This window comes from Herbaspirillum sp. GW822-FHT03A08 (assembly GCF_058801885.1).
In genome coordinates this window covers 1-24,990 of sequence record NZ_JBXANR010000006.1, presented here as the reverse complement: position 1 = coordinate 24,990, position 24,990 = coordinate 1, and the positions used below count along the sequence as shown (strand labels likewise).

The 24,990-nt window shown below is 58.3% G+C and carries 25 protein-coding genes; 18 read left to right on the top strand and 7 right to left on the bottom strand.

From position 1 onward, the window contains the following. Window positions 1-244: 244 nt before the first annotated feature. The gene (gene yihA / locus AC1RN6_RS18665) at window positions 245-982 is read right to left on the bottom strand and encodes a ribosome biogenesis GTP-binding protein YihA/YsxC (protein WP_493006961.1); all 738 of its coding nucleotides are present in this window, start codon (window positions 980-982) and stop codon (window positions 245-247) included. Window positions 983-1,163: 181 nt separating this feature from the next. Between yihA and AC1RN6_RS18660 the strand changes: the two genes are divergently transcribed. From AC1RN6_RS18660 to AC1RN6_RS18635, 6 genes are all read left to right on the top strand, one after another. Continuing rightward, window positions 1,164-1,832 (top strand): c-type cytochrome, encoded by a 669-nt coding sequence (locus AC1RN6_RS18660; RefSeq protein ID WP_493006960.1) that lies wholly within the window; start codon window positions 1,164-1,166, stop codon window positions 1,830-1,832. A gap of 131 nt (window positions 1,833-1,963) precedes the next feature. After that, a complete protein-coding gene (locus AC1RN6_RS18655) occupies window positions 1,964-4,096 on the top strand; it encodes a cytochrome c biogenesis protein ResB (RefSeq protein ID WP_493006959.1) in 2,133 nt (710 codons plus the stop codon). Between the two features lie 125 nt (window positions 4,097-4,221). Then, complete coding sequence (ccsB, locus tag AC1RN6_RS18650) at window positions 4,222-5,373, top strand: c-type cytochrome biogenesis protein CcsB (RefSeq protein ID WP_493007358.1); 1,152 nt, start codon at window positions 4,222-4,224, stop codon at window positions 5,371-5,373. Window positions 5,374-5,385: 12 nt separating this feature from the next. Further along, complete coding sequence (locus AC1RN6_RS18645) at window positions 5,386-6,045, top strand: HAD family hydrolase (RefSeq protein WP_493006958.1); 660 nt, start codon at window positions 5,386-5,388, stop codon at window positions 6,043-6,045. Between the two features lie 198 nt (window positions 6,046-6,243). After that, window positions 6,244-6,876, top strand: coding sequence for a protein-methionine-sulfoxide reductase heme-binding subunit MsrQ (gene msrQ / locus AC1RN6_RS18640; RefSeq protein WP_493006957.1), 633 nt, complete (start codon window positions 6,244-6,246; stop codon window positions 6,874-6,876). A gap of 247 nt (window positions 6,877-7,123) precedes the next feature. Beyond that, window positions 7,124-7,366, top strand: a complete 243-nt coding sequence (locus AC1RN6_RS18635) for a hypothetical protein (protein WP_493006956.1) — start codon at window positions 7,124-7,126, stop codon at window positions 7,364-7,366. Window positions 7,367-7,465: 99 nt separating this feature from the next. On the opposite strand, the gene AC1RN6_RS18630 is transcribed toward AC1RN6_RS18635, so the two are convergent. The 5 genes from AC1RN6_RS18630 to AC1RN6_RS18610 all read right to left on the bottom strand — a co-directional run bounded on the left by AC1RN6_RS18630 (window position 7,466) and on the right by AC1RN6_RS18610 (window position 10,433). Beyond that, a complete protein-coding gene (locus AC1RN6_RS18630; RefSeq protein ID WP_493006955.1) occupies window positions 7,466-8,467 on the bottom strand; it encodes an NAD(P)H-dependent glycerol-3-phosphate dehydrogenase in 1,002 nt (333 codons plus the stop codon). 140 nt (window positions 8,468-8,607) lie between these two features. Then, window positions 8,608-9,060, bottom strand: coding sequence for an SH3 domain-containing protein (locus AC1RN6_RS18625; RefSeq protein WP_493006954.1), 453 nt, complete (start codon window positions 9,058-9,060; stop codon window positions 8,608-8,610). A 138-nt stretch (window positions 9,061-9,198) separates the two neighbouring features. Continuing rightward, window positions 9,199-9,693, bottom strand: coding sequence for a protein-export chaperone SecB (gene secB, locus AC1RN6_RS18620; RefSeq protein WP_007875372.1), 495 nt, complete (start codon window positions 9,691-9,693; stop codon window positions 9,199-9,201). Between the two features lie 57 nt (window positions 9,694-9,750). Further along, complete coding sequence (grxC, locus tag AC1RN6_RS18615; RefSeq protein WP_050479895.1) at window positions 9,751-10,011, bottom strand: glutaredoxin 3; 261 nt, start codon at window positions 10,009-10,011, stop codon at window positions 9,751-9,753. Then, window positions 10,008-10,433, bottom strand: a complete 426-nt coding sequence (locus tag AC1RN6_RS18610) for a rhodanese-like domain-containing protein (protein WP_050479894.1) — start codon at window positions 10,431-10,433, stop codon at window positions 10,008-10,010. Before AC1RN6_RS18610 ends, grxC begins: the two co-directional genes overlap by 4 nt. Window positions 10,434-10,545: 112 nt before the next feature. Between AC1RN6_RS18610 and gpmA the strand changes: the two genes are divergently transcribed. The 8 genes from gpmA to AC1RN6_RS18570 all read left to right on the top strand — a co-directional run bounded on the left by gpmA (window position 10,546) and on the right by AC1RN6_RS18570 (window position 20,580). Next, entirely contained in the window at window positions 10,546-11,292 is a 747-nt protein-coding gene (gene gpmA, locus AC1RN6_RS18605; protein ID WP_493006953.1) for a 2,3-diphosphoglycerate-dependent phosphoglycerate mutase, read from the top strand. A 53-nt stretch (window positions 11,293-11,345) separates the two neighbouring features. Next, complete coding sequence (locus tag AC1RN6_RS18600) at window positions 11,346-12,731, top strand: murein hydrolase activator EnvC family protein (RefSeq protein ID WP_493006952.1); 1,386 nt, start codon at window positions 11,346-11,348, stop codon at window positions 12,729-12,731. 3 nt (window positions 12,732-12,734) lie between these two features. Next, on the top strand, window positions 12,735-14,264 hold the full coding sequence (locus AC1RN6_RS18595) for a S41 family peptidase (RefSeq protein ID WP_493006951.1): 1,530 nt from the start codon (window positions 12,735-12,737) through the stop codon (window positions 14,262-14,264). A 97-nt stretch (window positions 14,265-14,361) separates the two neighbouring features. Further along, a complete protein-coding gene (locus AC1RN6_RS18590; RefSeq protein ID WP_493006950.1) occupies window positions 14,362-15,117 on the top strand; it encodes a HesA/MoeB/ThiF family protein in 756 nt (251 codons plus the stop codon). Between the two features lie 788 nt (window positions 15,118-15,905). Further along, on the top strand, window positions 15,906-16,310 hold the full coding sequence (gene dksA / locus AC1RN6_RS18585; RefSeq protein WP_034378678.1) for an RNA polymerase-binding protein DksA: 405 nt from the start codon (window positions 15,906-15,908) through the stop codon (window positions 16,308-16,310). A gap of 468 nt (window positions 16,311-16,778) precedes the next feature. Beyond that, complete coding sequence (locus AC1RN6_RS18580) at window positions 16,779-17,156, top strand: hypothetical protein (RefSeq protein WP_493006949.1); 378 nt, start codon at window positions 16,779-16,781, stop codon at window positions 17,154-17,156. Window positions 17,157-17,299: 143 nt separating this feature from the next. Next, window positions 17,300-19,318, top strand: coding sequence for a TonB-dependent receptor (locus AC1RN6_RS18575; RefSeq protein WP_493006948.1), 2,019 nt, complete (start codon window positions 17,300-17,302; stop codon window positions 19,316-19,318). 134 nt (window positions 19,319-19,452) lie between these two features. Next, window positions 19,453-20,580 (top strand): branched-chain amino acid ABC transporter substrate-binding protein, encoded by a 1,128-nt coding sequence (locus AC1RN6_RS18570; protein ID WP_493006947.1) that lies wholly within the window; start codon window positions 19,453-19,455, stop codon window positions 20,578-20,580. Window positions 20,581-20,630: 50 nt separating this feature from the next. Here AC1RN6_RS18570 and AC1RN6_RS18565 read toward each other — a convergent pair whose 3' ends face one another. Then, window positions 20,631-21,095, bottom strand: coding sequence for an Lrp/AsnC ligand binding domain-containing protein (locus AC1RN6_RS18565; protein WP_007875383.1), 465 nt, complete (start codon window positions 21,093-21,095; stop codon window positions 20,631-20,633). Between the two features lie 300 nt (window positions 21,096-21,395). Between AC1RN6_RS18565 and AC1RN6_RS18560 the strand changes: the two genes are divergently transcribed. The 4 genes from AC1RN6_RS18560 to AC1RN6_RS18545 form a co-directional block, all read left to right on the top strand. After that, window positions 21,396-22,523, top strand: a complete 1,128-nt coding sequence (locus tag AC1RN6_RS18560; RefSeq protein WP_493006946.1) for a branched-chain amino acid ABC transporter substrate-binding protein — start codon at window positions 21,396-21,398, stop codon at window positions 22,521-22,523. 257 nt (window positions 22,524-22,780) lie between these two features. Next, window positions 22,781-23,791: a trans-3-hydroxy-L-proline dehydratase gene (gene lhpH / locus AC1RN6_RS18555; RefSeq protein WP_493006945.1), complete on the top strand. Its 1,011-nt coding sequence runs from the start codon at window positions 22,781-22,783 to the stop codon at window positions 23,789-23,791. A 4-nt stretch (window positions 23,792-23,795) separates the two neighbouring features. Further along, window positions 23,796-24,734: a delta(1)-pyrroline-2-carboxylate reductase family protein gene (locus AC1RN6_RS18550; protein ID WP_493006944.1), complete on the top strand. Its 939-nt coding sequence runs from the start codon at window positions 23,796-23,798 to the stop codon at window positions 24,732-24,734. Window positions 24,735-24,846: 112 nt separating this feature from the next. Beyond that, window positions 24,847-24,990, top strand: a 144-nt coding sequence (locus AC1RN6_RS18545; protein ID WP_493007357.1) for an ABC transporter permease subunit, incomplete at its 3' end; no start/stop codon positions are given.

Sequence of the window (24,990 nt, the reverse complement as noted above, 5' to 3'; positions counted from 1 at the left end):
ATGCGGACAAATCCAAACAAATTCAATTAAAAAATAGGCAAAAAACGATAATTAAAAAATCCATTCGCTCTCTGAAACTTTTCCTCGGGTCGGGGTTCCTACGCATAGGCAATGTATGTTGCCTCCCGCTTCCCCTTCCCTCCCTGAGCGGGGCTCATCGTGCAAACGATAGGCGTTTGCCCTGGAAAGGTTTCCCCCCTTCCAGGGCATTTTTACATCTGGGCTGACGCTTTCGGGCTTTCTTTCATTCTTCCTCGCGCTGGTCTGCGCCGCCGGCAGCGTCATTCTCTGCCGCAGGTTCTGTGCCTTCGATATCCTCATCCGTCAGCCCTGCCAGTTCCATAATCTTGTCGGTGGCTTCATCGATGCCGGTACGCTTGAGCGCCGAAAACAATTGTGCCGTGAACGGAAAAGGCTTGCCGTTTGCATCGACATAGCTGGCCAAAAACGTCTCTGCCTGACGCAGCGCGTTGGTAGCCTCATTGCGGTTGAGCTTGTCGGCTTTGCTGAGAATGCAATGCATGGGTTTGCCAGTTGGTGCAAACCATTCAACCATTTGAATATCGAGTTCGGTAAACGGTCGGCGCGAGTCGATGATCATTACCAGCGCAGCCAGTTGTTCGCGGCGGCGTACATAATCACCGAGCAGTTCCTGCCAGTGCAGCTTGGCCGAACCGGAGACCTGGGCGTAGCCGTAGCCGGGCAAGTCGACCAGCAGGGCGCGGATTTCATCGACTTTTGTCTCATCTTTGCGATGCTGGGCTACATGAGCGCCGCCGATGGAGAAATAATTGATATGCTGTGTCCGTCCTGGCGTTTTTGAAGCAAAAGCCAACTTCTTTTGATTGCACAACACATTAATTGCGGTAGATTTGCCGGCATTGGAGCGGCCGGCGAAGGCAATCTCGGGTACCTGAGTGGTTGGCAAATCACGGAGATGATTCACCGTGGTGAAGAAACGGGCTTGCCAAAGTTGGGACATAGTAGGAGGAATGCATTAAAAGTGGGCAAAAATGCCGAAAAGCTATTGTACAATAAGGGGTTACCTCTTGTTGTGTTGTGCTGGAGGAAACACTTTTCAGGAATTTTTGGAAAGATTGAGGAAAGAAGCATCGTCGCCAACCTGGCAATTTATTAATATAATCAAGTCTCAGGGTGTTTGAATGAATCGTGCCTTTTCACCATTGTTGAAATCCTTGTTTATTGCAGTGCTGGCGGTGTCTTCCACAGCATTTGCAGCCGAAGAAAAGAAACCAGAGCCAGTCGCCAAGGTTGATCCGGCCAAAGGTGAGGCGCTTTATACCAACGGCGACACTACCCGCAACATCACTGCCTGCGTTTCCTGCCATGGCGCTGCGGGCAATTCCACAATTACCGCCAATCCGCGTCTGGCCGGCCAGCATACTGCTTATATCATCAAGCAACTGACCGATTTCCGTTCCGCCAGCCGCAATAATCCGATCATGTCGCCGCTGGCCAAGGCCTTGTCGGATGAAGACGTGAAGAATATTGCGGCTTACCTCAATGCGCAGGCACCGAAACCGGGCGCCGCCAAGAACAAAGACACCATCGAACTGGGCAAGCACATCTGGCGCGGCGGTATCGCTTCCAAGAATGTCCCGGCCTGCGCAGGCTGCCACAGCCCGAACGGCGCCGGCATCCCCGCACAGTATCCGCGTCTGGCGGGCCAGCATCAGGATTACACCGTGGCCGAACTGACCAATTTCCGCGGCGGCACACGCAGCAACAGCCCGCAAATGACCACGATTGCGGAACGTTTGTCGGATAAAGAAATCAAGGCGGTTGCAGACTACATCGCCGGTTTGAAGTAAAAATTAGCTGGTAACAAATTGGAGGGGGTGGCTGAGAAGCCGCCCCTTTTTCATTTCCGCACAGGGGCCGCGGGGAGTCGCTCAGGAATTGCAAAAGCGCTGCACAAGCAGCATCATTAAAGGTAGCACTTATGACAGGCAGTACCGCAGGCATACAACTGAAAACCCGGCAGCGCTGGGTGGCAGACTTCGTTGAACTGTTTTCCTCCATGCGCTTTGCCATCAGTCTGCTGACGCTGATCGCCATCGCCTCCATCATCGGCACCGTGCTCAAGCAGAACGAACCGATGCCGAACTACGTCAACCAGTTCGGGCCGTTCTGGTTCGAAGTATTCAACAAGCTGGGTTTGTACGCCGTCTATTCGGCGTGGTGGTTCTTGCTGATCATGGGCTTTCTGGTGCTGTCGACTTCGCTGTGCATCGCGCGCAATGGTCCCAAGATGATCAAGGACGTCAAAAGCTGGCGTGAAAACGTGCGCGAACAATCGCTGCAGAATTTCCACCACAAGGCCGAATGGACAGCGGCCGCACCGGTTGCCGGCCTCGCGCAGCAATTGGCACAGCGCATCGGCGCTAACGGCTACAAGGTCAAACTGGTGGCAAAGGATGGCGCGACGCTGATTGCTGCCAAGAAGGGCGCCGCCAATAAATGGGGCTACATTTTTGCGCACAGCGCGATCGTCATCATCTGCGTCGGCGGCTTGCTCGACTCCGACTTGCCGATCCGGTTCCAGCAATGGTTTTACGGCAAGACGCCGTTCTCCGGCAACGGTCTGATTTCGCAGATTCCGGCCGAGCATCGCCTCGGCCTCGGCAACCCCACCTTCCGCGGCAATACGCTGATCCCCGAAGGCGCCAGCAGCAGCACCGCCATTATCCCGCAGCAAAACGGCGTGATGATCCAGGACTTGCCGTTCACGATCCAGCTCAAGCGCTTCGTCATCGACTATTACTCGACCGGCATGCCGAAGCTGTTCGCCAGCGACGTGGTGGTGCGCGACAACGCCACCGGCAAGGATTTCTCCGCCACGATCAAAGTCAACGAACCGCTGATTTATAACGGCGTGGCGGTCTATCAATCCAGCTTTGAAGATGGCGGCAGCAAGTTGCGCCTGACCGGACATGCAATGAGCGGCGCGGAAGACAAGAGCTTCCAGATTGCCGGCGAAGTCAACGGCAGTACGCCGCTGGCGCCATTCGACAAGAGTAAAGATGCGGGCAAAGACAGCGACTACACCGTCGAATGGACCGGTTTCCGCCCTTTCAACGTCGAAAACATGAGCAACAGCGCCAGCCAGGATGTGCGCAGCGTCAATAAAAGCGTTAACCAGGGCTTTGCTGCAGGCTTTGACAAGCATCTTGGTTCCGGCGCCAAGAACGCCAACAACAAGGACCTGAAGAACGTCGGCCCCAGCGTGCAATATAAATTGCGCGACAAGACCGGCCAGGCGCGCGAGTTTCTCAACTACATGATGTCGGTGCAGGTCGACGGCGCTTATGTCTTCCTGGCGGGCGTGCGCGACATGCCGGACGAGCCGTTCCGCTACCTGCGCATCCCGGCTGACGAGAACGACAGTGTCAACGAATGGATGCGCTTGCGCGCCGCACTGGCCAATCCGGCGCTGCGCGAAGAAGCGGCGGCACGCTATGCGCGCCAGGCCATGAAAGGCACCAGCACCGCTTCCGACCAGTTGCGCGAACAGGTACAGCAATCGGCGCTGCGTGGCTTGAGCATTTTTGCCGGCGACGGCAAGGACTCGGGCTACATCGCCGTGTCGCGCTTCATTGAAAAGATTCCGGCCGCAGAGCAGGAAAAAGCCGCCGACATCTTCATGAAAATCCTCAACGGCAGCATGTGGGAACTGTGGCAAGTCGCGCGTGAGAAGGCCGGCCAGCCGGCGATGGCGACCGACGAAAAGCATGCGCGCTTTCTGCAACTGGCGATCAACGCCATGGCTGACGCCGGGTTTTACCATGCGCCGGTGTATCTGCAATTGAGCAGCTTCGATGAGGTCAAGGCGTCTGTCTTCCAGGTGACGCGTTCGCCGGGTAAGAAGGTGGTTTATCTGGGCTGCCTGTTCCTGGTGCTGGGCGTGTTCTCGATGCTGTACATCCGCGAGCGCCGCCTGTGGGTCTGGATTCGTCCTCAGGCCGATGAGTCGGGCGGGTCGCACGCGCTCATGGCGATGAGTACGCAGCGCAAGACGATGGATTTCGACAAGGAATTCGAATTACTCAAAGCGAAATTGACCCAAACGGCGTAAGCTACGGGCCAGAGATGACAGGCTTTGGATTATGGGGATAAGCGTTTAACGCTTATGCCTGAAACGACATATCTCCCGCACCGCAGACGGGTAGGATGGCGGCAGGAGACAAATCGGAGAATATGATGGAATTGAGCCAAACCCACGCTTACTCGCAGGATATCGGCTTTTTTAAACGTCTCAGCGTGCTGGACTGGATTTATGCCGCTGCATTAGTGGCGGCCTCGCTGTTCGCGCTGAACCGCTACGGCAGTCATATGGACTATTACGAAAAGGCGGTCCTGGTCCTGGCAGCGCCGACCTTTGCCTGGCTCGGCTGGCACTGGAAGCAGGTGCGCTGGCTCATGGCGCTGCTGGCGGTGCTGGCGCTCTCGACGATCGCCATGTACGGCGGCAATCTGGAACTGGCCGACAAGAAATTCTTCCTCAAATACTTCCTTTCCAGCCAGTCGGCCATCCTGTGGATGAGTGCCTTGTTCGTGCTGTCGACCTTGTTCTACTGGATCGGTCTGATCGGCCGTTCGCCGGTCGGCTCCGCGATCGGCTCCAAGCTGTGCTGGGCGGCGGTGGTGCTGGGTTTCACCGGCATGCTGGTGCGCTGGTACGAGTCTTACCTGATCGGGGCTGACGTCGGCCACATTCCGATTTCCAATCTGTACGAAGTGTTCATCCTGTTCTGCATGATCACGGCGCTGTTCTATCTGTATTACGAAGAGCGTTACGAGACCCGTCAGCTGGGCGCTTTCGTGCTGCTGGTGATCACGGCGGCGGTCGGCTTCCTGTTCTGGTACACCATGTCGCGCGATGCGGCCGAGATCCAGCCGCTGGTACCGGCGCTGCAAAGCTGGTGGATGAAGATTCACGTCCCTGCCAACTTCATCGGTTATGGCACCTTTGCATTGTCGGCCATGGTTGCGGTGGCGTACCTGCTCAAGTCAAAAGGCTATCTGGCAGATCGCCTGCCGTCGCTGGAAGTGCTTGACGATGTGATGTACAAGGCGATTGCCGTCGGTTTTGCCTTCTTCACCATCGCCACCATTCTTGGCGCCTTGTGGGCGGCGGAAGCCTGGGGCGGCTACTGGTCCTGGGATCCGAAGGAAACCTGGGCGCTGATCGTCTGGCTCAATTACGCGGCGTGGCTGCACATGCGTCTGATGAAGGGTTTGCGCGGACAGGTCGCGGCCTGGTGGGCGCTGGTCGGTCTGCTGGTGACGACGTTTGCCTTCCTGGGTGTGAACATGTTCCTGTCCGGTCTGCATTCCTACGGTGAACTCTAAAGGATTCCGACGTTGAAGAAAGAAGCAAGGTCCGGCTTCGATCTGGTGCTGTTCGATTGCGACGGCACTCTGGTCGACAGCGAAGTGGTGGTTGCCGATGCCTGGTCGCAGTACGTGGAACGCTACGGCCTTACGCTGACGGCGCAGGAAGCCTTGCAGCAATTCCGCGGCACCAGCATGAAGCTGTGTCTGGCGCGCATTGAAGAATTGCACGGCGCGCCGCTGCCGGCTGAATTTGAACACGAGCTGCGCGGCGTCATGACCGAAATGCTCAGCGAGCGCCTGCAGCCTATCAATGGCGCGCTGGAGCTGGTACAGGCGCTGTCGGTGCCGTTCTGCCTCGCATCCAACGCTCCTCGTCCCAAAATCGAGCTGTGCCTGCGTGTCACCGGCATGCTGCCGTATTTTGCCGGCCGCATTTTCAGCGCTTACGACGTGCAGAAGTGGAAGCCCGATCCCGCGTTGTTCCTGCATGCCGCCGCCAGCCTGGGCGCACTGCCGCATCGCTGCGCCGTGGTGGAAGACAGTCTGCCCGGTATTCAGGCCGGCCTCGCTGCCGGCATGACGGTGTTTGCCTTGCAGTCGGAAGACCATATTCTGGAGTTGCCGGACGGCGTACACGTCATCCGTGAATTGGCCGAATTGCCCGGACGATTGCTGGCTGTGGCCTGAAGTCGTGGTCGCAGCATTTCTCCAGCTAGTCGTCGGGGAAAATCAACATCGAGAATTTCTGTAAGATGGTGCCGATTTGAGGCGGCCGGCAGGTCACCTGCCTCACGTATTGATTACCGCTTACGGAGTCCACATGTCGATCAGGCGCTTGCCCTGCAGCATCGAAGTTCTTCTTTTTCACTGCGCCCAGGCCGCGATATGAATCCGGTGCACGCCATCCGCAAGCTGACGACCCGGCAGGTCGGCATCCTCAAGGTCTTGCTGTTTGCGGCGTCGCTGCTGCCGTTTCTGCGTCTCGCCGTGTTCGCCTTCACCGACCGGCTGGGCGCCAATCCCATCGAGTTCATCACGCGCAACACTGGCGACTGGACGCTGTACTTTTTGTGCATCACACTGGCAATCACGCCGCTGCGCCGGTTGACGGGATGGAATTGGCTGATCCGCATGCGCCGCATGTTCGGACTGTTCTCATTCTTCTATGTCGTACTGCATTTCACGACCTTCCTCTGGTTCGATCACTTCTTCGACGTTGGGGAGATGTGGAAGGATGTGCTTAAGCGGCCTTTCATCACGGTCGGTTTCATTGCTTTCGTGTTGCTGATTCCGCTGGCGGTGACCAGCACCAACGGCATGGTGCGCAGACTCGGCGGAAAACGCTGGCAATGGCTGCATCGCCTGATGTACGTGATCTTGCCGCTGGGCATTTTGCACTTCTGGTGGATGAAGGCCGGGAAGAACCTGCTGGCGCAGCCGATACTTTTCGCAACAATTGTTACGATGTTGCTGCTACTGCGTATGTTCTTCAAATTCAGGCCGCAGAAGAAGATGTAAGTTATTGAAAATAAATGATAATTTTTATTTGTTGCGACGCCGCAAACATGCGGTCGGTTTAACTTTTCTTGCTATTCCCTGACAAAAAAGTGATTTCTGCGTATTCCAAATCGTATTTGGTGCGTTAGATGACGTACAGCGCGCCAAAAACGCGCAGCTACAAACACGCAGCTTCGACACCTCACAGAATCGATGTTGCTGCGGAAGTCACGAACAGGAACGTCAGAAGACGGGTAAGGATAGAGTTATGCAAGCAATCGAACGCAATCCAAAGACTACGCTTGGCGCCGGCCATCGCCAGCCATACGCGCTGTCCGCCAAGGAAGGCCGCTTCAGCAGTAAAGCCGGGAAGTCGTTCCGCTCAAAAGAGCGCGAAGACGATTGCTCCATGTACGACAAGCTGCCCAAGCAGATCGACGATATCGTCGAGGGCGAGTCGCCGAAGCGTTTCAAACGCCCCAAAATGGACAGCGATATCGTTGCCCGCTAAGGCGCTACAAGCTGAGGTAGTGCCGGGACTGCACAGGATATTGATCGTGCAGTCCGGTATTTCAGGTTTCAGCGTTTGTTTTGACGCTATCGTGTTTTTCTAGTTTTCTTCGCGCGGATCGCGCGACAGCAATTGCGCCACCATTTCCTGTACGGAAATACCATCGAACAAGGCGCCGGCCACTGCATTGGTGATCGGCATGTCGATGTTCAGCTCCTGCGCCAGCGAGCGTACGGCTTGTGCGCAGCGTACGCCTTCGGCGACATGGCCGAGTTCGGTGACGATCGTTTCCAGTTTCTTTCCTTGCGCCAGACCCAAGCCGACGCGGCGATTGCGCGACAGATCGCCGGTGCAGGTCAGGATCAGATCGCCTACACCGGATAAGCCCATAAAGGTTTCCGCACGTCCGCCGAGCGCAATGCCGAGGCGGCTGATTTCCGCCAGGCCGCGCGTGATCAGCGCGGCGCGCGCATTCAAGCCCAGTTGCAGGCCGTCGGCCGCGCCCGTGGCGATGGCCAGGATATTCTTCACTGCGCCGCCGATTTCCACCCCGATCAGATCATCGCTCGAATACACGCGCAGATTGCCGCCATGCACTGCGGCGACGACACGCTCGCACAAGGTCTTGTCGCTGCTGGCGATGGTCAGCGCGCAGGGCAGGCCGCGCGCGACTTCCTGTGCGAACGACGGGCCCGACAAGGAGCCGGCAGGCAGGCTGTCGCCCATCACTTCGCGCACGATCTGGTGCGGCAGCAGGCGGGTTTGCTCTTCCAGGCCTTTGCAGAGCCAGACGATGTTGGGGATGTTGCGGTCGCGCAGCGTCTCCGCCAGCGCGCGCAGGCCGGACACCGACGAGGCGACGATCAGCAGGCTGTCGGCCGGGCTTTGCGTGACGTGACTGACTGCCAGATCGAGATCCGATGTGACTTTGAGCGACTCCGGCAGGTGGAAGCCGCGCAGATAGTCCATGTTTTCACGCTGTATGGCGGCGTCTTGCATGGTCTTGGCATTGCGGCCCCACAGGACGACCTTGTGACGTTGCACCAGGTTGATCGCCAGTGCCGTGCCCCAGGCGCCGGCGCCGAGTATCGAAATGTTCATGAAGGCTATCGCTAGTGGCTAATGACTATGGCTGGTGAAGGCAAGGTGTGGCCTGGTGATGCCCGGAGTATGCGCCCGGTCCGGTATCGGGGAAAGCAAGACTGATACTGATCGGGCGCTTATCTGAAATCCCGGGGAAATCAATCGCCCCAGACCTCGGACGTCTTGACGAAGCCGCTCTGGCCGTCGCGGTGCCTGACCTTGACCCAGCCTGATTGCGGCGTCGGATCGGTCAGTTCCAGCAGCACATTCCTGTCGGCGCTGAAGACCGTTGCGCTGGCTTCATCGGCAGCGGCGTGGATCTTGGCATTGGCTGCGCTGACGACGACGTTGCGCTTGGCGGCCAAAGCTTTGGACTGGGCCCACGACAGCGCGCCGGAGGCGTCGCGCACCTTGCTCCAGTCACCGTAGGTCAGCACCACTTCGACCGGCATGCCGCGCGGCGCGATGGAGACGCGGCGGCCTTTTTCGGATGGCGCGTCGTACAGGATCGCCGGTGCCGCGCCGACTGACTTGAAGTCGAGTGCATAAGCAGGAACGGCGGCAGCCGAGCCAAGTACGAGAGCGGACAGGACGAGAGGGGAAAATTTCATGGACTTGCTCCGCTGTAGAGGTTGAAGCCGCGTGCCCGGACAGCTTGGCACGAACACGAAGGCATCGAATAGCAGGAAAGAAGCGCGCTGCATTGCCGTTCGCACCAGGTGCAACGACAATGCAGCGGTATGGCAGAATCAGTTGACGGTGGTCGAACCGGTGACCAGTGTGCCATCGGTTTGTTGCTCGGCCAGCGCTTGCAGGCGTTGCTGATAGAACACTTCGAAATTGATTTCAGCCAGATGGATAGGCGGGAAACCGGCGCGGGTGATCACGTCGGCGATGTTGGCGCGCAGGTATGGATAGATGATGTTCGGGCAACCGATACCCAGCAGCGGATCCAGTTGTTCAGCAGGAACGTTGCGCACTTCGAAGATGCCGGCTTGCTTGCCTTCGACCAGGAAAGCGACCTTGTCCTTGACCTTGGCGGTCACGGTGATGGTGACGGTGGATTCGAAAATGCCGTCAGCCAGCGCTTCGGCGCCGACGTCAACCGACACTTCGATGGCCGGTGCGTCCTGTTCCAGGAAAATCGCCGGGGAGTTCGGTTGCTCCAGCGACAGGTCCTTCAGATAGACGCGTTGGATCTGGAATACGGGTTGCTGTTCAGCTTGTTGGTTCTCTTCCGCCATGGAATGCTCTCGTTTCAGGTTGGATTAATACGGTTTACGTAGGAATGATGCAATAAATCAGGCTTGCAGCAGGGGATCGAGTCCACCCGCACGGTCCAGCGCGCTCAGATCGTCGAAACCGCCGACATGAGTGTCGCCGACATAGATCTGCGGCACGGTGCGGCGGCCGGTCTTCTGCATCATGATTTCGCGTTGCTGGGGATCGAGGTCGACACGGATTTTTTCGATGTCTTCGATACCTTTGCTCTTGAGCAGCCGCTCAGCCATCATGCAATACGGGCAGACGGCAGTGCTGTACATGACGACGCGGGCTGTCATTTGGCGACCTTCGGGCTGTTCTGGCTGGCGGTCGGGAGACCCTGGGCTTGCCATGCTGCGATACCGCCGGTCAGGCCGTGTACTTCGGGGAAGCCGGCTTTCTTCAGGATGCCTTCCGCCTTGGCGGTCTGGGTACCCGACTGGCAGACGACGATGACGTTCTTACCCTTGAACTTGTCCAGTTCGCCGACGCGTTGCGCCAGGTCCTTGAGCGGGATGTTGCGGGCGTCGCGCAGGTGAGCGGCATTGAATTGCTCGACGTCGCGTACGTCCAGAACCAGGGTTTTACCGGTGTTGATCAGTTGCGTGGCCTGCAGCAATGTCAGCTTGCTGCCGCGCTGTTGCAGGAAGGGAACGAGCAGCGCGCCACCGGAAATGATGACGAGGCCGATCAGAAAAATATTGTCTACGATGAATTTCACGGGATCTCAATGGGTTTACTGAATCCCGGCATTATAAAATAGAAGCTGACACGCTATTTAAATCTTCAATTGCTATTTTCTCATCGCTTCCTTTTTCTGACTGTTCCTCACTATGTACAAAATCGTTTTCATGCGCCACGGCGAGTCGACCTGGAATCTTGCCAACCGTTTCACAGGCTGGGTTGACGTCGATCTGACTGAAAAAGGCGTGGCCGAAGCCAAGCAGGCCGGCAAGCTGCTCAAGGAAGCCGGTTTCACTTTTGACCTGGCTTACACCTCGGTGCTCAAACGCGCCATCCGCACGCTGTGGACCACGCTCGACGAAATGGATCTGATGTACCTGCCGGTGCAGCATGACTGGCGCCTGAACGAGCGTCACTACGGCGCCCTGCAAGGCCTGAACAAGGCGGAAACCGCTGCCCAGTACGGCGACGAGCAAGTGCTGGTCTGGCGCCGCAGCTACGACACGCCGCCGCTGCCGCTGGAGCCGACCGACCCGCGCGCGTCGTTCAACGACCCGCGTTACGCCGATCTGAAGCGCGACCAGATCCCGTTGACCGAATGCCTCAAGGACACCGTCGCCCGCGTGCTGCCGGCCTGGAACGACACCATCGCTCCTGCCATCCGCGCCGGCAAGAAGATCATCATCTCGGCCCACGGCAACAGCCTGCGCGCCCTGATCAAGTATCTGGACGGCATCAGCGACAGCGACATCGTCGGTCTGAATATCCCCAACGGCCAGCCGCTGGTGTATGAGCTGGACGCCGATCTGAAGCCGATCAAGAGCTACTACCTCGGCGACCAGTCGGCCATCGAAGCGGCCCTGAAAGCGGTCGCCAGCCAAGGGAAATCGAAATAACTACCTCTCGCGGCATGCTTAAGCGGCAGATCCTGCAGCACACTTGGCGGCCTATGCCGTCATTCCAGCTGCGACCGGCGAACGTACTCTCGGTGGCCGTAGCTGCGGTTTTCCTGTCGGCGGCGCTCTGGCAGCCATGCGCCTCGGCGCAGCAGGTGACCGAACGCACCAAGCAAAAGCAGGCGGCGGAGAAAGAACGCGCCGACCTGCAGCAAAAGCTGGCCAATCTCAAACGCGACATCGACAAGACTGAAACCGCCAAGGGCAATGCCGCCGACGCGCTGGCGGAGTCGGAGCAGGCCATCTCCAAAGCCAATCGCTCGCTGCGTGAACTGACGCAGGAGCAGGCCGACACCGAGTCCAAGCTCGGCGTGCTGGTCAAGCAGCAGTCGGAGTTGTCCGGCGTGGTCAACGTCCAGCAGGCGCAGCTGTCCAAGCTGCTGCGCGAGCAGTACGTGGCCGGCAACGAGGATCGCATCAAGCTCTTGCTCTCCGGCGATAATCCCAACCGCATCAACCGCGAATTGCAGTACATGGGCTACGTCTCGCAGGCGCAGGCGCGTCTGATCGAGACCCTGCGCGTGAATCTGCAGGCGATCAAGGACAACAAGGCCGCGACGCAAAACGCCAAGTTCGAACTGGAAGAAATCGCCCAGGAAGAGAACGAGCAAAAGAAACTGCTGGAAAAGGAAAAGGCCAAACGCAGCGGTTTGCTGGCGCAGTTGTCGACCAAACTTACCGCCCAGCGCAAGGAAGTCGGTAATTTGCAGCGTGACGAGCAGCGCCTGTCCGGCCTGGTCGACAAGCTGGCGCAGATCATCGAAGAGCAAAAGAAGGCCGAAGCCGCCGCGCGTGAAAAACGCCGCCAGGAACAATTGGCCAGAGCCAAGGCCGAACACGACAAGCGCGTTGCCCAGCAAGCCAAGGCCGCGCCGGGAACCAAGAGCAAGCCGGCGCCGTCCGACGCAATTGACGACGACGAAGCGCCGCAATCGCTGGGCCGCAACGACGCGACGCCATCGCCGGAGGAAAATTTTGGTAAGCCGTTCGTCAGCCTGCGCGGCCAGTTGCGCCTGCCGGTGCGTGGCGACCTGCTTGCCAAGTTCGGCGGCAAGCGCGGTGACGGGCCGAGCTGGAAGGGGCTTTTCATCCGTGCGCCGGAAGGCACGGAAGTCAAGGCAGTGGCGGCTGGACGGGTGGTCTATGCAGACTGGCTGCGCGGCTTCGGGAATCTGATCATCGTCGACCACGGCAATCAGTACATGACCATTTATGGCAATAATCAGTCCGTGTTGAAGCGGGCCGGGGATCTCGTCAAAACCGGGGATGTCATCGCCAGCGCAGGTAATAGCGGCGGCAATGAGCAATCGGGTTTATACTTTGAAATGCGGCATCAGGGCCGCGCTTTCGACCCACTCGGCTGGGTAACTACTAGGTGAAACATGGGCAGCAAACTCAAGAATATCGGTCTTATCGGTCTGGGCATGATTGCAGGTGTGGCGGCTTCGATGCAGTTGGACGCCATCGCACAGAAAAGCGGAGCAGAACCGCTGCCGCTGGAAGAGGTCCGTCAACTGACCGACGTGTTCGGGATGATCAAGTCCAACTATGTTGAACCTGTCGAAGACAAGAAGCTGCTCACGGAAGCGATTTCCGGCATGGTCGCCTCGCTCGACCCGCACTCCGCTTACCTCGACAAGAAGGCTTTCAAGGAACTGCGCGAAAGCACCATGGGCAAGTTTGTCGGCCTGGGTATCGAAGTCGGCATGGAAGACGGTTACGTCAAAGTGATCTCGCCGATCGAAGATTCTCCGGCTTACCGTGCAGGCATCAAGGCGGGCGATCTGATCACCCGTCTGGACACGACGCCGGTCAAGGGCCTGACCCTGGATGAAGCCGTCAAGAAGATGCGCGGCGAACCCAATACCAAAATCACGCTGACGATCGCCCGCAAGGAAGAAGATCGTCCGATCATCGTCACCATCATGCGTCAGGAAATTCGCATGCAAAGCGTGAAGTCGAAAGTGATCGAGCCCGGCTACGCCTGGTTGCGCGTGACGCAATTCCAGGAGCCGACCGTTGATGACATGGCCAAGAAGATTCTGGCGTTCTACGCGCAGGAACCGAATCTGAAGGGCCTCGTACTCGACCTGCGCAACGATCCGGGCGGTGTCTTGCCGGGTGCGATCGGCGTGTCGGGCGCTTTCCTGCCCAAGGATGCGGTGGTCGTGACCACCAACGGCCAACTGGCCAGCTCCAAGGTCATCTATGCAGCCAAGCGTGACGAATATGCACAAGGTTCGCTGAGCGATCCGCTGGCGCGTCTGCCGGATGCGATCAAGAAGGTGCCGATGGTCGTGCTGATCAATTCGGGTTCGGCGTCTGCTTCCGAAATCGTGGCCGGCGCGTTGCAAGACTACAAGCGCGCCACCATCATGGGTACGCAGTCGTTCGGCAAGGGTTCGGTGCAATCGGTTATCCCGCTGCCACCTGACCGCCAGACCGCCGTCAAGCTGACCACCGCGCGTTACTACACGCCGAACGGCCGCTCGATCCAGGCGCGTGGCATTGTGCCGGACATCATGGTCGATGAATACGCTGACGGCGATGGCCTCAACGGCTTGCGTCTGCGCGAAGCCGACCTGACCAAGCATCTGATCAACGACAAGGACAAGGACGCGACCGAAGTCAAAGCCAGCACCGTCGACGAGAAAGAAGAAGAGCGTCTGATTGCGCAGGAGAAGAAACGCAAGCCGCTCGAATTCGGCAGCAAGGACGACTTCCAGCTGGCGCAGGCGTTGAATCACCTGAAGGGCTTGCCGGTACAGGTCTCCAAGGTCAAGGCCGAGATCCGCGACACTTCCAGCAAGGACGACAAGCCGGTGAAGGATATCCGTAAGGACGGCAAGGATAGTAAGACTCCACCGGAAAAGATTGAAAAGGCTCCGGCAGAGAAGATCGAAAAGAAGTAAAAGAAGCAAAGTAAGGAATTGCGTTACATTGAGAGGGCTGCAGATATGCAGCCCTCTTTTCATTTACTGCTCCGCCACTCTTCGTCACCGCCACGCCATGAACGACCAGCAATTGCTGCGCTATTCGCGCCACATCCTTCTCGACGACATCGACATCGAAGGCCAGGAAAAACTCCTGGCAGGGCATGCGGTGGTGATCGGCGCCGGCGGACTCGGTTCGCCGGCGGCTTTGTATCTGGCGTCGGCGGGTATGGGCAAGATCACGCTGGTGGATGACGATACCGTCGATCTGACCAATCTGCAGCGCCAGATCATGCACACCACGGCGCGGGTCGGTCAGCTCAAGGTGGAGTCGGGGCGGCAGGCGCTGGAAGAGCTCAATCCCAGCATCGAGATCGTCACCGTCGCCGAGCGTGTCAGCGATGCACGGCTGGCCGAATTAGTGGGTACGGCTTCTGTAGTACTCGACTGCAGCGACAATTTCGCCACCCGTCACGCCGTCAACCGCGCCTGCGTGCAGCACAAGGTGCCGCTGGTATCGGGCGCTGCGATCCGTTTCGATGGCCAGATCAGCGTGTTCGACACGCGCCGGGACGACGCGCCGTGCTATGCCTGCCTGTTTCCGCCGGATCAGAAGTTTGACGAGGTGCAATGTTCGACCATGGGGGTATTTGCTCCATTGGTCGGCATTATCGGCACCATGCAGGCGGCCGAGGCGCTCAAGCTGGTGGCCGGCATCGGCGAATCACTGGCCGGGCGCCTGCAGATCCTTGATGCCCGCAGCATGGAGTGGACCAGCATCCGTTTCGCGCGCAACGCCGCCTGCCCGGTGTGCGGAGACGTCCACGCCTGAGCAGCCGCGCGGCAAAACGTCCGCAACGGCTAGCAGTAGGGCGTACAGCATGATTGATGCATCGCAAAAGGGGTTTGCGAAGTGCTATTTATGCGTCAAGTTCTGGTATACACTGTATTGGATTTGCATTTGTACGCGTTGCGAGCCGGAGACGGCAAATGATCTACCGCAAACCGAGTGATTCGGGGGAAGGGAAGTCTATGGGCGTCATCGCGAAGAAAACCGTCAAAAAAAGCACCTCCGCTGCGAGCAAGGTAGCCGCAGTGGGCACAGCCGCCGCCAAGTCTGTTGTCAAAGCGCCAAAAACGGCCGTCAAGACACCTCCGAAAATGGCAAGCAGGGCGGCAACGCCGATAAAAAAGACAGCGTCCGGCAAGGCATCGCCGGCAGGCAGCAAGGCCGCGACAAACACTGCGGCCGCAGCAAAAACCGCAGTGGCGCCGAAGAAGAACACAACTTCGTCGACAGGCAATGTTGTTGTAGTAAAATCCCTGACCGTTAAAAAAACGGCACCAGCGTCGGCGAAGCCCGGCACAGGGAAGAGCGCAGGCAAAGCAATCGATAGCATGCCCAAGAAGGCAGTACCATCGGCAGCAAGGGAAGTGGATTCAAAAGCGACCAAATCCGGCATCAGCGCAGGCGGCAGCAAAGCCCGCGTGGCAGTAGCAACCAAGGCAGCAAACCAGGAAGCAAGCGCCGGATTAAAGGATAAAATTGAAAAACCCGTAGTATTGAAAGTAAGCGAAGTGGCAACTAAAACTCCCAAAACTACCCCTGATACGCAAACCTTGCTCACTGAGGAACAAATCCTCAAGATGGGCGAGAAGGACTACATGAACGAAGCGCAACTTGCTTTTTTCAAGGCCCGTTTGCAACAGCTGGAAAAAGATCTGCTCAAGAACGCAGGCGAAACCACTGAACATTTGCGTGAAACCGTGTTGGTTCCCGATCCTGCCGATCGCGCGACCATCGAGGAAGAGCATGCGCTGGAATTGCGCACTCGCGACCGCGAGCGCAAGCTGCTCAAAAAAGTGCAGCAATCCATCGTCTCCATCGATGCGGGCGAATACGGCTGGTGCGAAGAGACTGGCGAGCCGATCGGCATCCCGCGTCTGCTGGCACGTCCGACTGCAACTCTGTCTCTGGAAGCGCAGCAACGTCGCGAACTGAAACAAAAGCTGTACGGCGACTAAGTTCTGTAGCAATCCTCAAGCAATGGCGCCACCTGGCTGGCGCCATTCGCTCACCAAACTCCATTTTTATCGTTTTCGTGGCTGCGAGCCGCGATGTTTGCGCATCCTCGCCGCAGGTACTGTCATGTGCGTTGATTTCTTGCCGTCGCGCTGACCGGCGGTCTCTCAACTGTTGCGATGGGCGGCGTGCTCCACACCGGCTTGATGGCACAGTGCAAACTTGGCGTTGCAATCCTTAAATGCAACAGTGTTGCAATATGCTGTTATAATTCGCGCTCGCCGACACGCTTGGCGCGCGCATTTCACGGCATCGCATGGATGCCGTTTTGCTCTTCTCCTCTCATTTATCTTTGCCGGAACCGCCCGATCATCATGGCCGCTGCCATTGCTACATCGCTGCATGCACTTAGCCTTCGCGCATATGCGCGAACAGGGCGCTTGCGTGCATTGCGATCACCGGCGCGGCGCATGGCATGGGCGCTGCTGCTGGCGGTGATGCTGCTGTTCTCTCAGTACCTCGGTTTGTTGCACGGCATTGCGCATGCCGGTTGGCCGCCGGCGATGGAGCGTGTCGCGGAAGCGTCGTTCAATGCGGCGGTATTCAACTATATCGACGACGACACCGACGCCGGCGAAAAGGCGTCCGGCAAACAGAGCGTCGAACGTCAAAAGCATCACCATTCCTGCGTCGAATATGATGCCGCCAGCGGCGCTACCGGCATCCACGTTCACTTCTTTTCCCCTCCGGTGATTCCCGGCGTGCAGGTGCTTGCGCTATGGCAGGCATTTGCCTCCTGGGATGCGCCGGTCGTCTGCCATTTTTCCTCGCGCGCGCCGCCGCGCTGACCATTGAACGTTTTGATTTGCTGACCGGATTGCAATGGCGATTGCCATCGCGCCGGCGCGGGTTCCTGCCTGCTGCCGCCACGATTGCTGCCGCTATTCGCCCCCGGCCAGCCTCCACCTTCATTTGTCAGTCAAGGAACACCATGCAAGTCCAGCCAACTCTTTTGGCAAGCGCCGTCCTGTCCGCGCTCGCCGCCATGTCTTCGGCCGCCATCGCACAAACGCCGCCGCAACAAGCCGACCAGCAGCAGAAGCTGCAGGAAGTCGTCGTCACCGCCAGTCCCTTCGCATCCGAAGAAAACGCGCAGATCCTCGCGCCCGCCAAGGTCCTGTCCGGCGACGAATTGCGCAACAAGCTCGGCAATTCACTTGGAGATACCTTGTCGCATGAGTTGGGCGTGTCCGCCTCCAGCTTTGGCGCCGGCGCTTCGCGGCCCATCATCCGCGGCATGGAAGGCCCGCGCGTGATGATGCTGCAAAACGGCATGTCGACCGCCGACGTGTCGACCGTCTCCAACGATCATGCCGTCGCCACCGAAGCCGCGACTGCGCGCCAGATCGAAATCCTGCGCGGCCCGGCTGCGCTGTTGTATGGATCGGGCGCCATCGGCGGTCTGGTCAACGTCGTCAACGACCGCATTCCGACCGAACTGGTGGGCAAGCCGACCGGACAGGTCGAAGCGCGTTACGGCACCGTCGACGGGCAGAAAAATACGTCATTCGGCGTCGATGGTTCCGCAGGCCGGATCGGCCTGCATATCGACGGAAATTATCGCGATACCGACAACTACAAGATTCCCGGCAACGCCAGGCAAGGCGACGCCACCAGCGCTTCCGGCCGCTTGCCGAATTCCTTCACGCATGAGAGCAGCGTCGGCGTTGGCGGTTCGTACATCGCCGACTGGGGCCACATCGGTGCGTCGGTGTCGTCGCTGGACGACCACTACGGCATTCCGACGGCGGAGAAGTCCTTCATCGACCTGCATCAGACCCGCTACGACCTCGACAGCCTGATCCGTGAGCCGTTTGCCGGCATCGAATCGTTCAAATTCAAGCTTGGCTATACTGACTACACACACACCGAGAAAAAGGAAGACGGCACCTCCGACACGGTATTCACCAACCGTTCCCTGCAAACGCGCTGGGAACTGACGCACAAACCGCTGGCAGGCTGGCGCGGCAATTTCGGCGTTCAGACCGAGCAAAGCAATTACGCGGCCTTGTCGGCGGTGGACGGCTCGCCGCAACTGACGCCTAAAACCAAGTCCAGCTCGTTCGCGGGTTTCCTGGTTGAAGAGCGCAAATTCGGCGACGTACTGGCCAGCGCCGGCCTGCGTCTGGAATCAGTGCAGCGCCGTCCGGAAGGTTTGCTCAACCGTGATTTCAATCTGTTCTCGTGGTCCACCGGCGCCATGTGGAGCTTCATGCCGGGTTACGGTCTGGGAGCAACCTATTCCGTGGCGCAACGCGCGCCGACCGTGGAAGAGTTGTATTCCAACGGCCCGCACGATTCGACATCGACCTTCGACATCGGCGACAGCAGTCTGCAAAAGGAGACCTCGCACAATATCGAATTGACGTTGCAGAAAACCGAAGGCCTGGTGCGGTGGAAGGGCAATCTGTTCCAGAACAAGGTCAAGAACTTCGTCTACGGCCGTACTAACGGCCAGGTCGACGACAGCGGCAATCCTGATCCGGCCGGCGAGTTCCTGCAGCGTTTCTGGTCGCAGGGCGACGCCACGATTTATGGTGCGGAAGCCGAGGTCAGCTACAACCTCAGCGGTGAAGGTTTCTCGGCGCGGGGATTTGCCGACACCTCGCGCGGCAAGCTCGACAACCAGGGCAGCCTGCCGCTGCAACCGGCCACACGCTACGGCGTTGATGTCGGATACCGCCAGGGACCTTGGGCCAGTGGCGTACGAGTACTGCGTGCACTCAAGCAAGACCGTCTGGCGTCCTTCGAGCAAAGCGTAACGCCGTCCTATACACAGATCGACGCCAATCTGTCGTACACGCAGAAATTGCAGTCGATGCGCGTGACCTGGTTTGCGTTGGTCAAAAATTTGTTGAATCAGGATATTCGTTTTTCGACATCCATATTGAAAGATACCGTGCCGCAATCTGGTCGTAATCTGATTTTGGGCGTTCGTACGGAATTCTGATCGCCGCTTCTCCTCCAAACCGGCGCAAAGCAATGCTTTTCGCCGGTTTTTTCATCTGCAACCGGCATCGGATTGTTATATTCTGTCCGGCAATACGATGAGAAAACGTTTGTGTCGAATCACGGGGGAGCTGCATGCTGATCATACGGATCGTTTCTGCGCTGCTGTTATTGTTGCCGGTATGTGCGGTGGCAAAGGCAGATGGATTGGTCGTCAAACTTGGTTTCAGCAGTCCCTTGTCCGGGCCGCAGGCGCCCGCCGGCAAGGATGCGCTGAATGGCGTGCAGATGGCGATCGAGCGCCTCAACCAGCAGGGCATCACGGTCGACGGTAAAACCTTGCAATTCGAATTGCTGGTCAAGGATGATCAGGCCAATCCGCAAACCGGCGCCGCGGTGGCAAAAGAACTGGTGGATGCCGGTGTCAAAGCGGTACTCGGGCCTTTCAATTCCGGCGTGGCGCTGGCTGCGTCCAAGATCTATAACGACGCCGGCATCGTCTCTCTGACCGTCGCTTCCAATCCCAAAGTAACGCAGGCCGCGCTGAATTACGTCTTTCGCATTGCCGCCAGCGACAGCGACATGGGTAGCAAGATGGCCCTGTACGCTGCGCGCAACCTCAAGCTCAAAGTTGTCGCCATCGTCGATGATGGTTCTGCCTATGCGCAAGGACTGATCGAAGAGTTCCAGAAGACTGCCAAACAGAATGGCATCCAGATCGCGCACAAGGAAACGATCAGCGACAAAGCCAGCGACTTCAGCGGCGTGCTCAGCAACGTTCGCGCCGCGCGGGTCGATGCCATCTTTTTCGGCGGTTATGTGCCGCAGGCCGGCGCCATGCTCAGGCAAATGCAGCAGTTGGGCATGTCGATGCTGTTTCTTGGAGGCGATGCCTTATGTTCGACCGCCATGCTGACGCAGGCAGGCGCCAGTCTCGGTGACCGGGCTTATTGCGTGCAGGGCGGCGTGTGGCTGACGCGCGTGTCTGACGGCGCGGTGTTTGCCTCGGCGTATCAAACCAAGTACGGCAGCATGCCGGACGTGTACGCACCGACGTTCTACGACGGAGTGATGCTGCTCGGGCAGGCAATGAAGTCGGCCAACTCGACCGAGACGCGCACCTTCCTGCCGTTGCTGACGCGCTTGCGCTACAAAGGCGTCACGGCGACCTACGAGTTTGACGCCAAGCACGACATGAAGGAGTCAACCGTGACCATCCTGCGTTTCAAGGACGGCAAGCTGTCGCCGCTCTCAAGCTTTTGATTGTCAGAATACCGGCTCGCCGGCGCAGTGCAGTGCTGCAGCTGGAGGGATTATTTGATCGGCAGGCGGATGGTGCTTTTCACTTCTTCCATCACTGCGTAAGTATGCGTCTCGCGCACGCCTTTGAGTTGCAGCAGCGACTTGCCGAGGAATTCACGATAGGCGTTCATGTCCTTCACGCGCGACTTCACCAGATAGTCGAAGCCGCCCGCCACCATGTGGCACTCCATGATTTCAGGAATGCTCTGTACGCTCTTTTTGAAAGCCTCGAACACGTCGGCCGTGGTGCGGTCCAGCACGACTTCAATAAATACCAGCAGCGAAACATCCAGCAATTCCGGATTGAGCTGGGCGGCGTAACCCAGAATATAGCCGGCGTCCTGCAGCTTGCGCACCCGTTCCAGGCAGGCGGCGGGGGACAGATTGACGCGCGCGGCCAGGTCGACATTGCTGATGCGGCCATCGTTTTGCAACTCCGACAGAATCTTTTTGCTGATTTTATCTAACGTAGCCATAGAATCTGAATTTAATTCTGCCAAAGGCAGATTGGGTGAATTAAATTCTGATTATAAGTGCAATTATCGGGACTAATATCATTCAAGAGTAAATAGAATCGAGCACCATAAAAAGTGTTGCGCCGGATCGGACTTCAGATCTTTCCGGACGCGACGAGCCGACTAAAGCACAGAAGAGAGACTTACCCGCCATGCCATTATCTGCAGTTGCGCCTTGCGACCGTCTAGCCTTTGTTGCCGCCCCGGCCTGAATTCAGCGATTTATCCCAAGCCTGACCTTCAACCAAGAGAGGAAACAACATGTATAACCGCATGCATATCATCGCCGCTTCACTTGCCATCATCCCGGCATTCGCATCTGCTCAGGAAGTGCAAACAGTGAAGATCGGTTTCAGCAGTCCGCTGACCGGGCCACAAGCTTCGGCCGGCAAGGACAACCAGGGCGGTTTGCAAATGGCGGTCGAGCGTCTGAACACGCAAGGTCTCGTCATCGGCGGCAAAAAGATCAAGTTCGAAATCATCGCGGAAGATGACCAGGCCGATCCGAAGTCGGGTGTGGGCGTAGCGCAAAAGCTGGCTGACCAGGGCGTCAAGGCCATCGTCGGTCCTTACAACTCGGGCGTGACCATTCCTGCCTCGCGCGTCTACAACGACGCCGGCATCGTCACCGCGACAGTTGCTTCCAATCCGAAGATCACCCAGCAAGGCTTTGCCACACTGTTCCGCGTTGCAGCAAGCGACAGCCAGCTGGGCGGCAAGATGGCGCTGTATGCAGCCAAGGAACTGAAGATCAAGACCGTGTCCGTGATCGATGACCGTACCGCCTATGGTCAAGGTCTGGCGGAAGAGTTCATCAAGATCGCACAAGCCAACGGCATCAAAGTCGTCAGCAAGGATTTCACCAACGACAAGGCAACCGACTTCACCGCTATCCTGACCTCCATCAAGGGCAAGAAGCCGCAAGCCGTGTTCATCGGCGGCTACGCGCCACAAGGCGGTCCGATCAAGCGTCAGATGAAGCAATTGGGTATCGACGCATTGCTGATGGGCGGCGACGGTATCTGCTCGCCTGAAATGGGCCGTCTGGGCGGCGACGCCATCGGCGAAAGCGTCTACTGTACTCAAGGCGGCACCATGCTGGAGAAGGCCAAGGAAGGCAAGGCCTTCGCTGATGACTACCAAAAGAAGTTCGGCCGTCCTGCAGAAGTCTACGCAGTCTCGTTCTATGACGGCATGATGGTCATCGCTCAGGCAATGAAGGCGGCCAACTCGGTTGAACCTAAGGTCTACGGCCCTGCGCTGGCTAAAATCAAATACAAAGGCGTGGCAGGTCAGTACGAGTTCGACGACAAGCATGACCTGAAGCAATCGCCAGTGACGATCTTCCGCTTCAAGGACGGCGTGCCGGTTGCGCTGACCAGCTACTGATCGTTCATTCCCGCGTTTCATTTCTGTCAGGGAACAATTGCAGCCTTGTGATTGCTTCCCTGAAATGATCCCCAGGTAATTTCCGCCGTTCATCTCCGGCCCTCTGCAGTGCAGCAGGGCCGGCGATCGCCATAGCCCCGTCTTGTCGACCGGGCAAGGCATTGATGCATCCGTATCACCAATACGGCGCACGCAATCGGAAATGCAATACACTGCCCATTGCGAATAGTTTCTAGTATTTTGCAGAAGGAAGTTTCATGCTCAGTTACACCCGCACCGTCCAGACCATCGACGCCCACACCGGCGGCGAACCCCTGCGTATCCTCGTGTCCGGCTTGCCGCAAGTTCCCGGCACCACCATCCTCGAAAAGCGCAGCTGGCTCAAAGAAAACCGTGACGACCTGCGCCAGTTCCTCATGAACGAGCCGCGCGGCCACGCCGACATGTACGGGGCTTACCTGTTTCCGCCACTGACGCCGAATGCCGACTTCGGCGTTATTTTTATCCACAACGAAGGCTACAGCGACATGTGCGGCCACGGCATCATCGCGCTGGGCAAAGTGCTGGTCGAGATGGGCTATGTTGAGCGCACTTCACCGGTCACTCGCATCTGCTTCGACGCGCCGGCCGGTTTCATCGACGCCAGCGTGGAGTGGGACGGCCAGCGTGCCGGCAAGGTCACCTTCAAGAACGTGCCTTCCTTCATTTATCAACGGGACGTCGAAGTCGACACGCCCAGCTTTGGCAAGATCACCGGCGACATCGTCTTTGGCGGCGCCTTCTACTATTACATCAACGCCGACCAAGCCAATTTGACCGTCAAGCCGGAACTGGTGCGCCAACTGATTCAGCTCGGCGCCGAAACCAAGGCCGCCGTCAAAGCCAAGGTGAAGATTCAGCATCCGCTGGAGCCGGGTTTGGATACGTTGTACGGCACCATCATCGACAGCGCGCCTAATTTCCCTGATGCCGATCAGTCCAACGTCTGCATCTTCGCCGACCGCGAAGTCGACCGTTCGCCGACCGGAACCGGCACTTCCGGCCGCGCGACCCAATTGTTCCAGCGCGGCAAACTGGCGCTGAACCAGAACTACGTCAACGGCAGCATCGTCGGCAGCAACTTCGGCGTCAAAGTCACCGGCACCACCAAGGTCGGTGAGCTTGATGCGGTCTTCACCGAAGTCACCGGTTCGGCGCACATCATGAGCACCAACCAATGGGTGCTGGAAGAGTCCGACCCGTTTCCGACCGGCTTCTTCCTGAGGTAAACCGATGCATATTCTCGACGCCCAACAAACCGCCGACGCCTTGCCGTTTGACCGCCTGGTGCCGGCGCTGGCGCAAGCCGCGCAGGAATATTCCGGCGGCAAGATTACCGCGCCCGACCGCCAGGTCGTACCGATCGACGCCGCCAGCGTGCTGCTCAGCATGCCGGCCGTCAGCCCGGACCTCAGCGTCACCAAACTGATCACTGTCCACGCCGACAACGCCAAGCACGGCTTGCCGGTGATCCAAGGCGAAGTGGTGGTGTTCGAAACCCAGACCGGTCGCCGCATCGCCTTGCTGCACGGCCCGACGGTGACTGCGCGCCGCACTGCGGCCATGACTTTGCTCGGCATCCAGACGCTAGCCCCGGCCAAGCCGAAGTCGGCGCTGCTGATCGGCACCGGCGTGCAATCGGCTGCGCATGCCGACGCGCTGGTGGAATATTTCGGCGTCACGCAATTCTGGATCGTGGCGCGCGACATCGCCCGCACCCAGGCGTTTTGCAGCGAGCTCAGCACACGCCACATCGATCGCGGCATCGTCGCCAGCCCGTTGTCTGCAGACGCCATGCAAAAAGACGTTCCCGCCACCGATGTGCTGATCGCCCTGACCACTTCGCGCAGCGCCGTAATCCCGGCCAAACTTGCGCCGCACACGCTGGCCATCGGCGTCGGTGCCTTCAAGCCCGATATGGTGGAGTTTCCGGCGTCGCTGCTGGCTGAACGCACCATCGTCGTCGACGACATCGACGGCGCCAAGCACGAGGCGGGCGACCTGATTCAGGCCGGCGTCGACTGGAACCAGGTCCGCAATATCGGCGACATCCTCGCCGGTCGCGGCGAACCGCTTCCCGCAGATCGCGGCCTGCCAGTGTTCAAAACCGTGGGACAGGCTTCGTGGGATCTGGCGGCGGCGCGTGTGGTGCGCGACATGTTGCAGGCCTGAAGCTGCAGGCCCGATCTGATTTGATCTGAGCTGACGCAGGGAAATTTTTTTCAGATTTACAAAGAACCGCCTCATCACAACCGGGGCGGAAAAAAGGGAGCATAGGAGACATATGGACATATTCATCCAGCAAATCATCAACGGCCTGGTATTGGGGAGCATGTACGCCCTGATTGCCTTGGGTTACACGATGGTGTACGGGGTCTTGAACCTGATCAATTTTGCGCACGGGGACGTGCTGATGATCGGAGCGATG

Excerpts from the sequence above, each read along its gene's own strand:
- AC1RN6_RS18560 (WP_493006946.1), top strand. The coding sequence starts at position 21,396 with ATGTATAACCGCATGCATATCATCGCCGCTTCACTTGCCATCATCCCG.
- AC1RN6_RS18550 (WP_493006944.1), top strand. The coding sequence starts at position 23,796 with ATGCATATTCTCGACGCCCAACAAACCGCCGACGCCTTGCCGTTTGAC.
- AC1RN6_RS18580 (WP_493006949.1), top strand. The coding sequence starts at position 16,779 with ATGGCATGGGCGCTGCTGCTGGCGGTGATGCTGCTGTTCTCTCAGTAC.
- grxC (WP_050479895.1), bottom strand. The coding sequence starts at position 10,011 with ATGACAGCCCGCGTCGTCATGTACAGCACTGCCGTCTGCCCGTATTGC.
- AC1RN6_RS18570 (WP_493006947.1), top strand. The coding sequence starts at position 19,453 with ATGCTGATCATACGGATCGTTTCTGCGCTGCTGTTATTGTTGCCGGTA.
- AC1RN6_RS18630 (WP_493006955.1), bottom strand. The coding sequence starts at position 8,467 with ATGAACATTTCGATACTCGGCGCCGGCGCCTGGGGCACGGCACTGGCG.
- AC1RN6_RS18565 (WP_007875383.1), bottom strand. The coding sequence starts at position 21,095 with ATGGCTACGTTAGATAAAATCAGCAAAAAGATTCTGTCGGAGTTGCAA.
- yihA (WP_493006961.1), bottom strand. The coding sequence starts at position 982 with ATGTCCCAACTTTGGCAAGCCCGTTTCTTCACCACGGTGAATCATCTC.
- AC1RN6_RS18625 (WP_493006954.1), bottom strand. The coding sequence starts at position 9,060 with ATGAAATTTTCCCCTCTCGTCCTGTCCGCTCTCGTACTTGGCTCGGCT.
- AC1RN6_RS18575 (WP_493006948.1), top strand. The coding sequence starts at position 17,300 with ATGCAAGTCCAGCCAACTCTTTTGGCAAGCGCCGTCCTGTCCGCGCTC.
- gpmA (WP_493006953.1), top strand. The coding sequence starts at position 10,546 with ATGTACAAAATCGTTTTCATGCGCCACGGCGAGTCGACCTGGAATCTT.
- ccsB (WP_493007358.1), top strand. The coding sequence starts at position 4,222 with ATGGAATTGAGCCAAACCCACGCTTACTCGCAGGATATCGGCTTTTTT.
- AC1RN6_RS18635 (WP_493006956.1), top strand. The coding sequence starts at position 7,124 with ATGCAAGCAATCGAACGCAATCCAAAGACTACGCTTGGCGCCGGCCAT.
- AC1RN6_RS18600 (WP_493006952.1), top strand. The coding sequence starts at position 11,346 with ATGCCGTCATTCCAGCTGCGACCGGCGAACGTACTCTCGGTGGCCGTA.
- msrQ (WP_493006957.1), top strand. The coding sequence starts at position 6,244 with ATGAATCCGGTGCACGCCATCCGCAAGCTGACGACCCGGCAGGTCGGC.
- AC1RN6_RS18660 (WP_493006960.1), top strand. The coding sequence starts at position 1,164 with ATGAATCGTGCCTTTTCACCATTGTTGAAATCCTTGTTTATTGCAGTG.
- secB (WP_007875372.1), bottom strand. The coding sequence starts at position 9,693 with ATGGCGGAAGAGAACCAACAAGCTGAACAGCAACCCGTATTCCAGATC.
- AC1RN6_RS18590 (WP_493006950.1), top strand. The coding sequence starts at position 14,362 with ATGAACGACCAGCAATTGCTGCGCTATTCGCGCCACATCCTTCTCGAC.
- AC1RN6_RS18595 (WP_493006951.1), top strand. The coding sequence starts at position 12,735 with ATGGGCAGCAAACTCAAGAATATCGGTCTTATCGGTCTGGGCATGATT.
- AC1RN6_RS18655 (WP_493006959.1), top strand. The coding sequence starts at position 1,964 with ATGACAGGCAGTACCGCAGGCATACAACTGAAAACCCGGCAGCGCTGG.
- lhpH (WP_493006945.1), top strand. The coding sequence starts at position 22,781 with ATGCTCAGTTACACCCGCACCGTCCAGACCATCGACGCCCACACCGGC.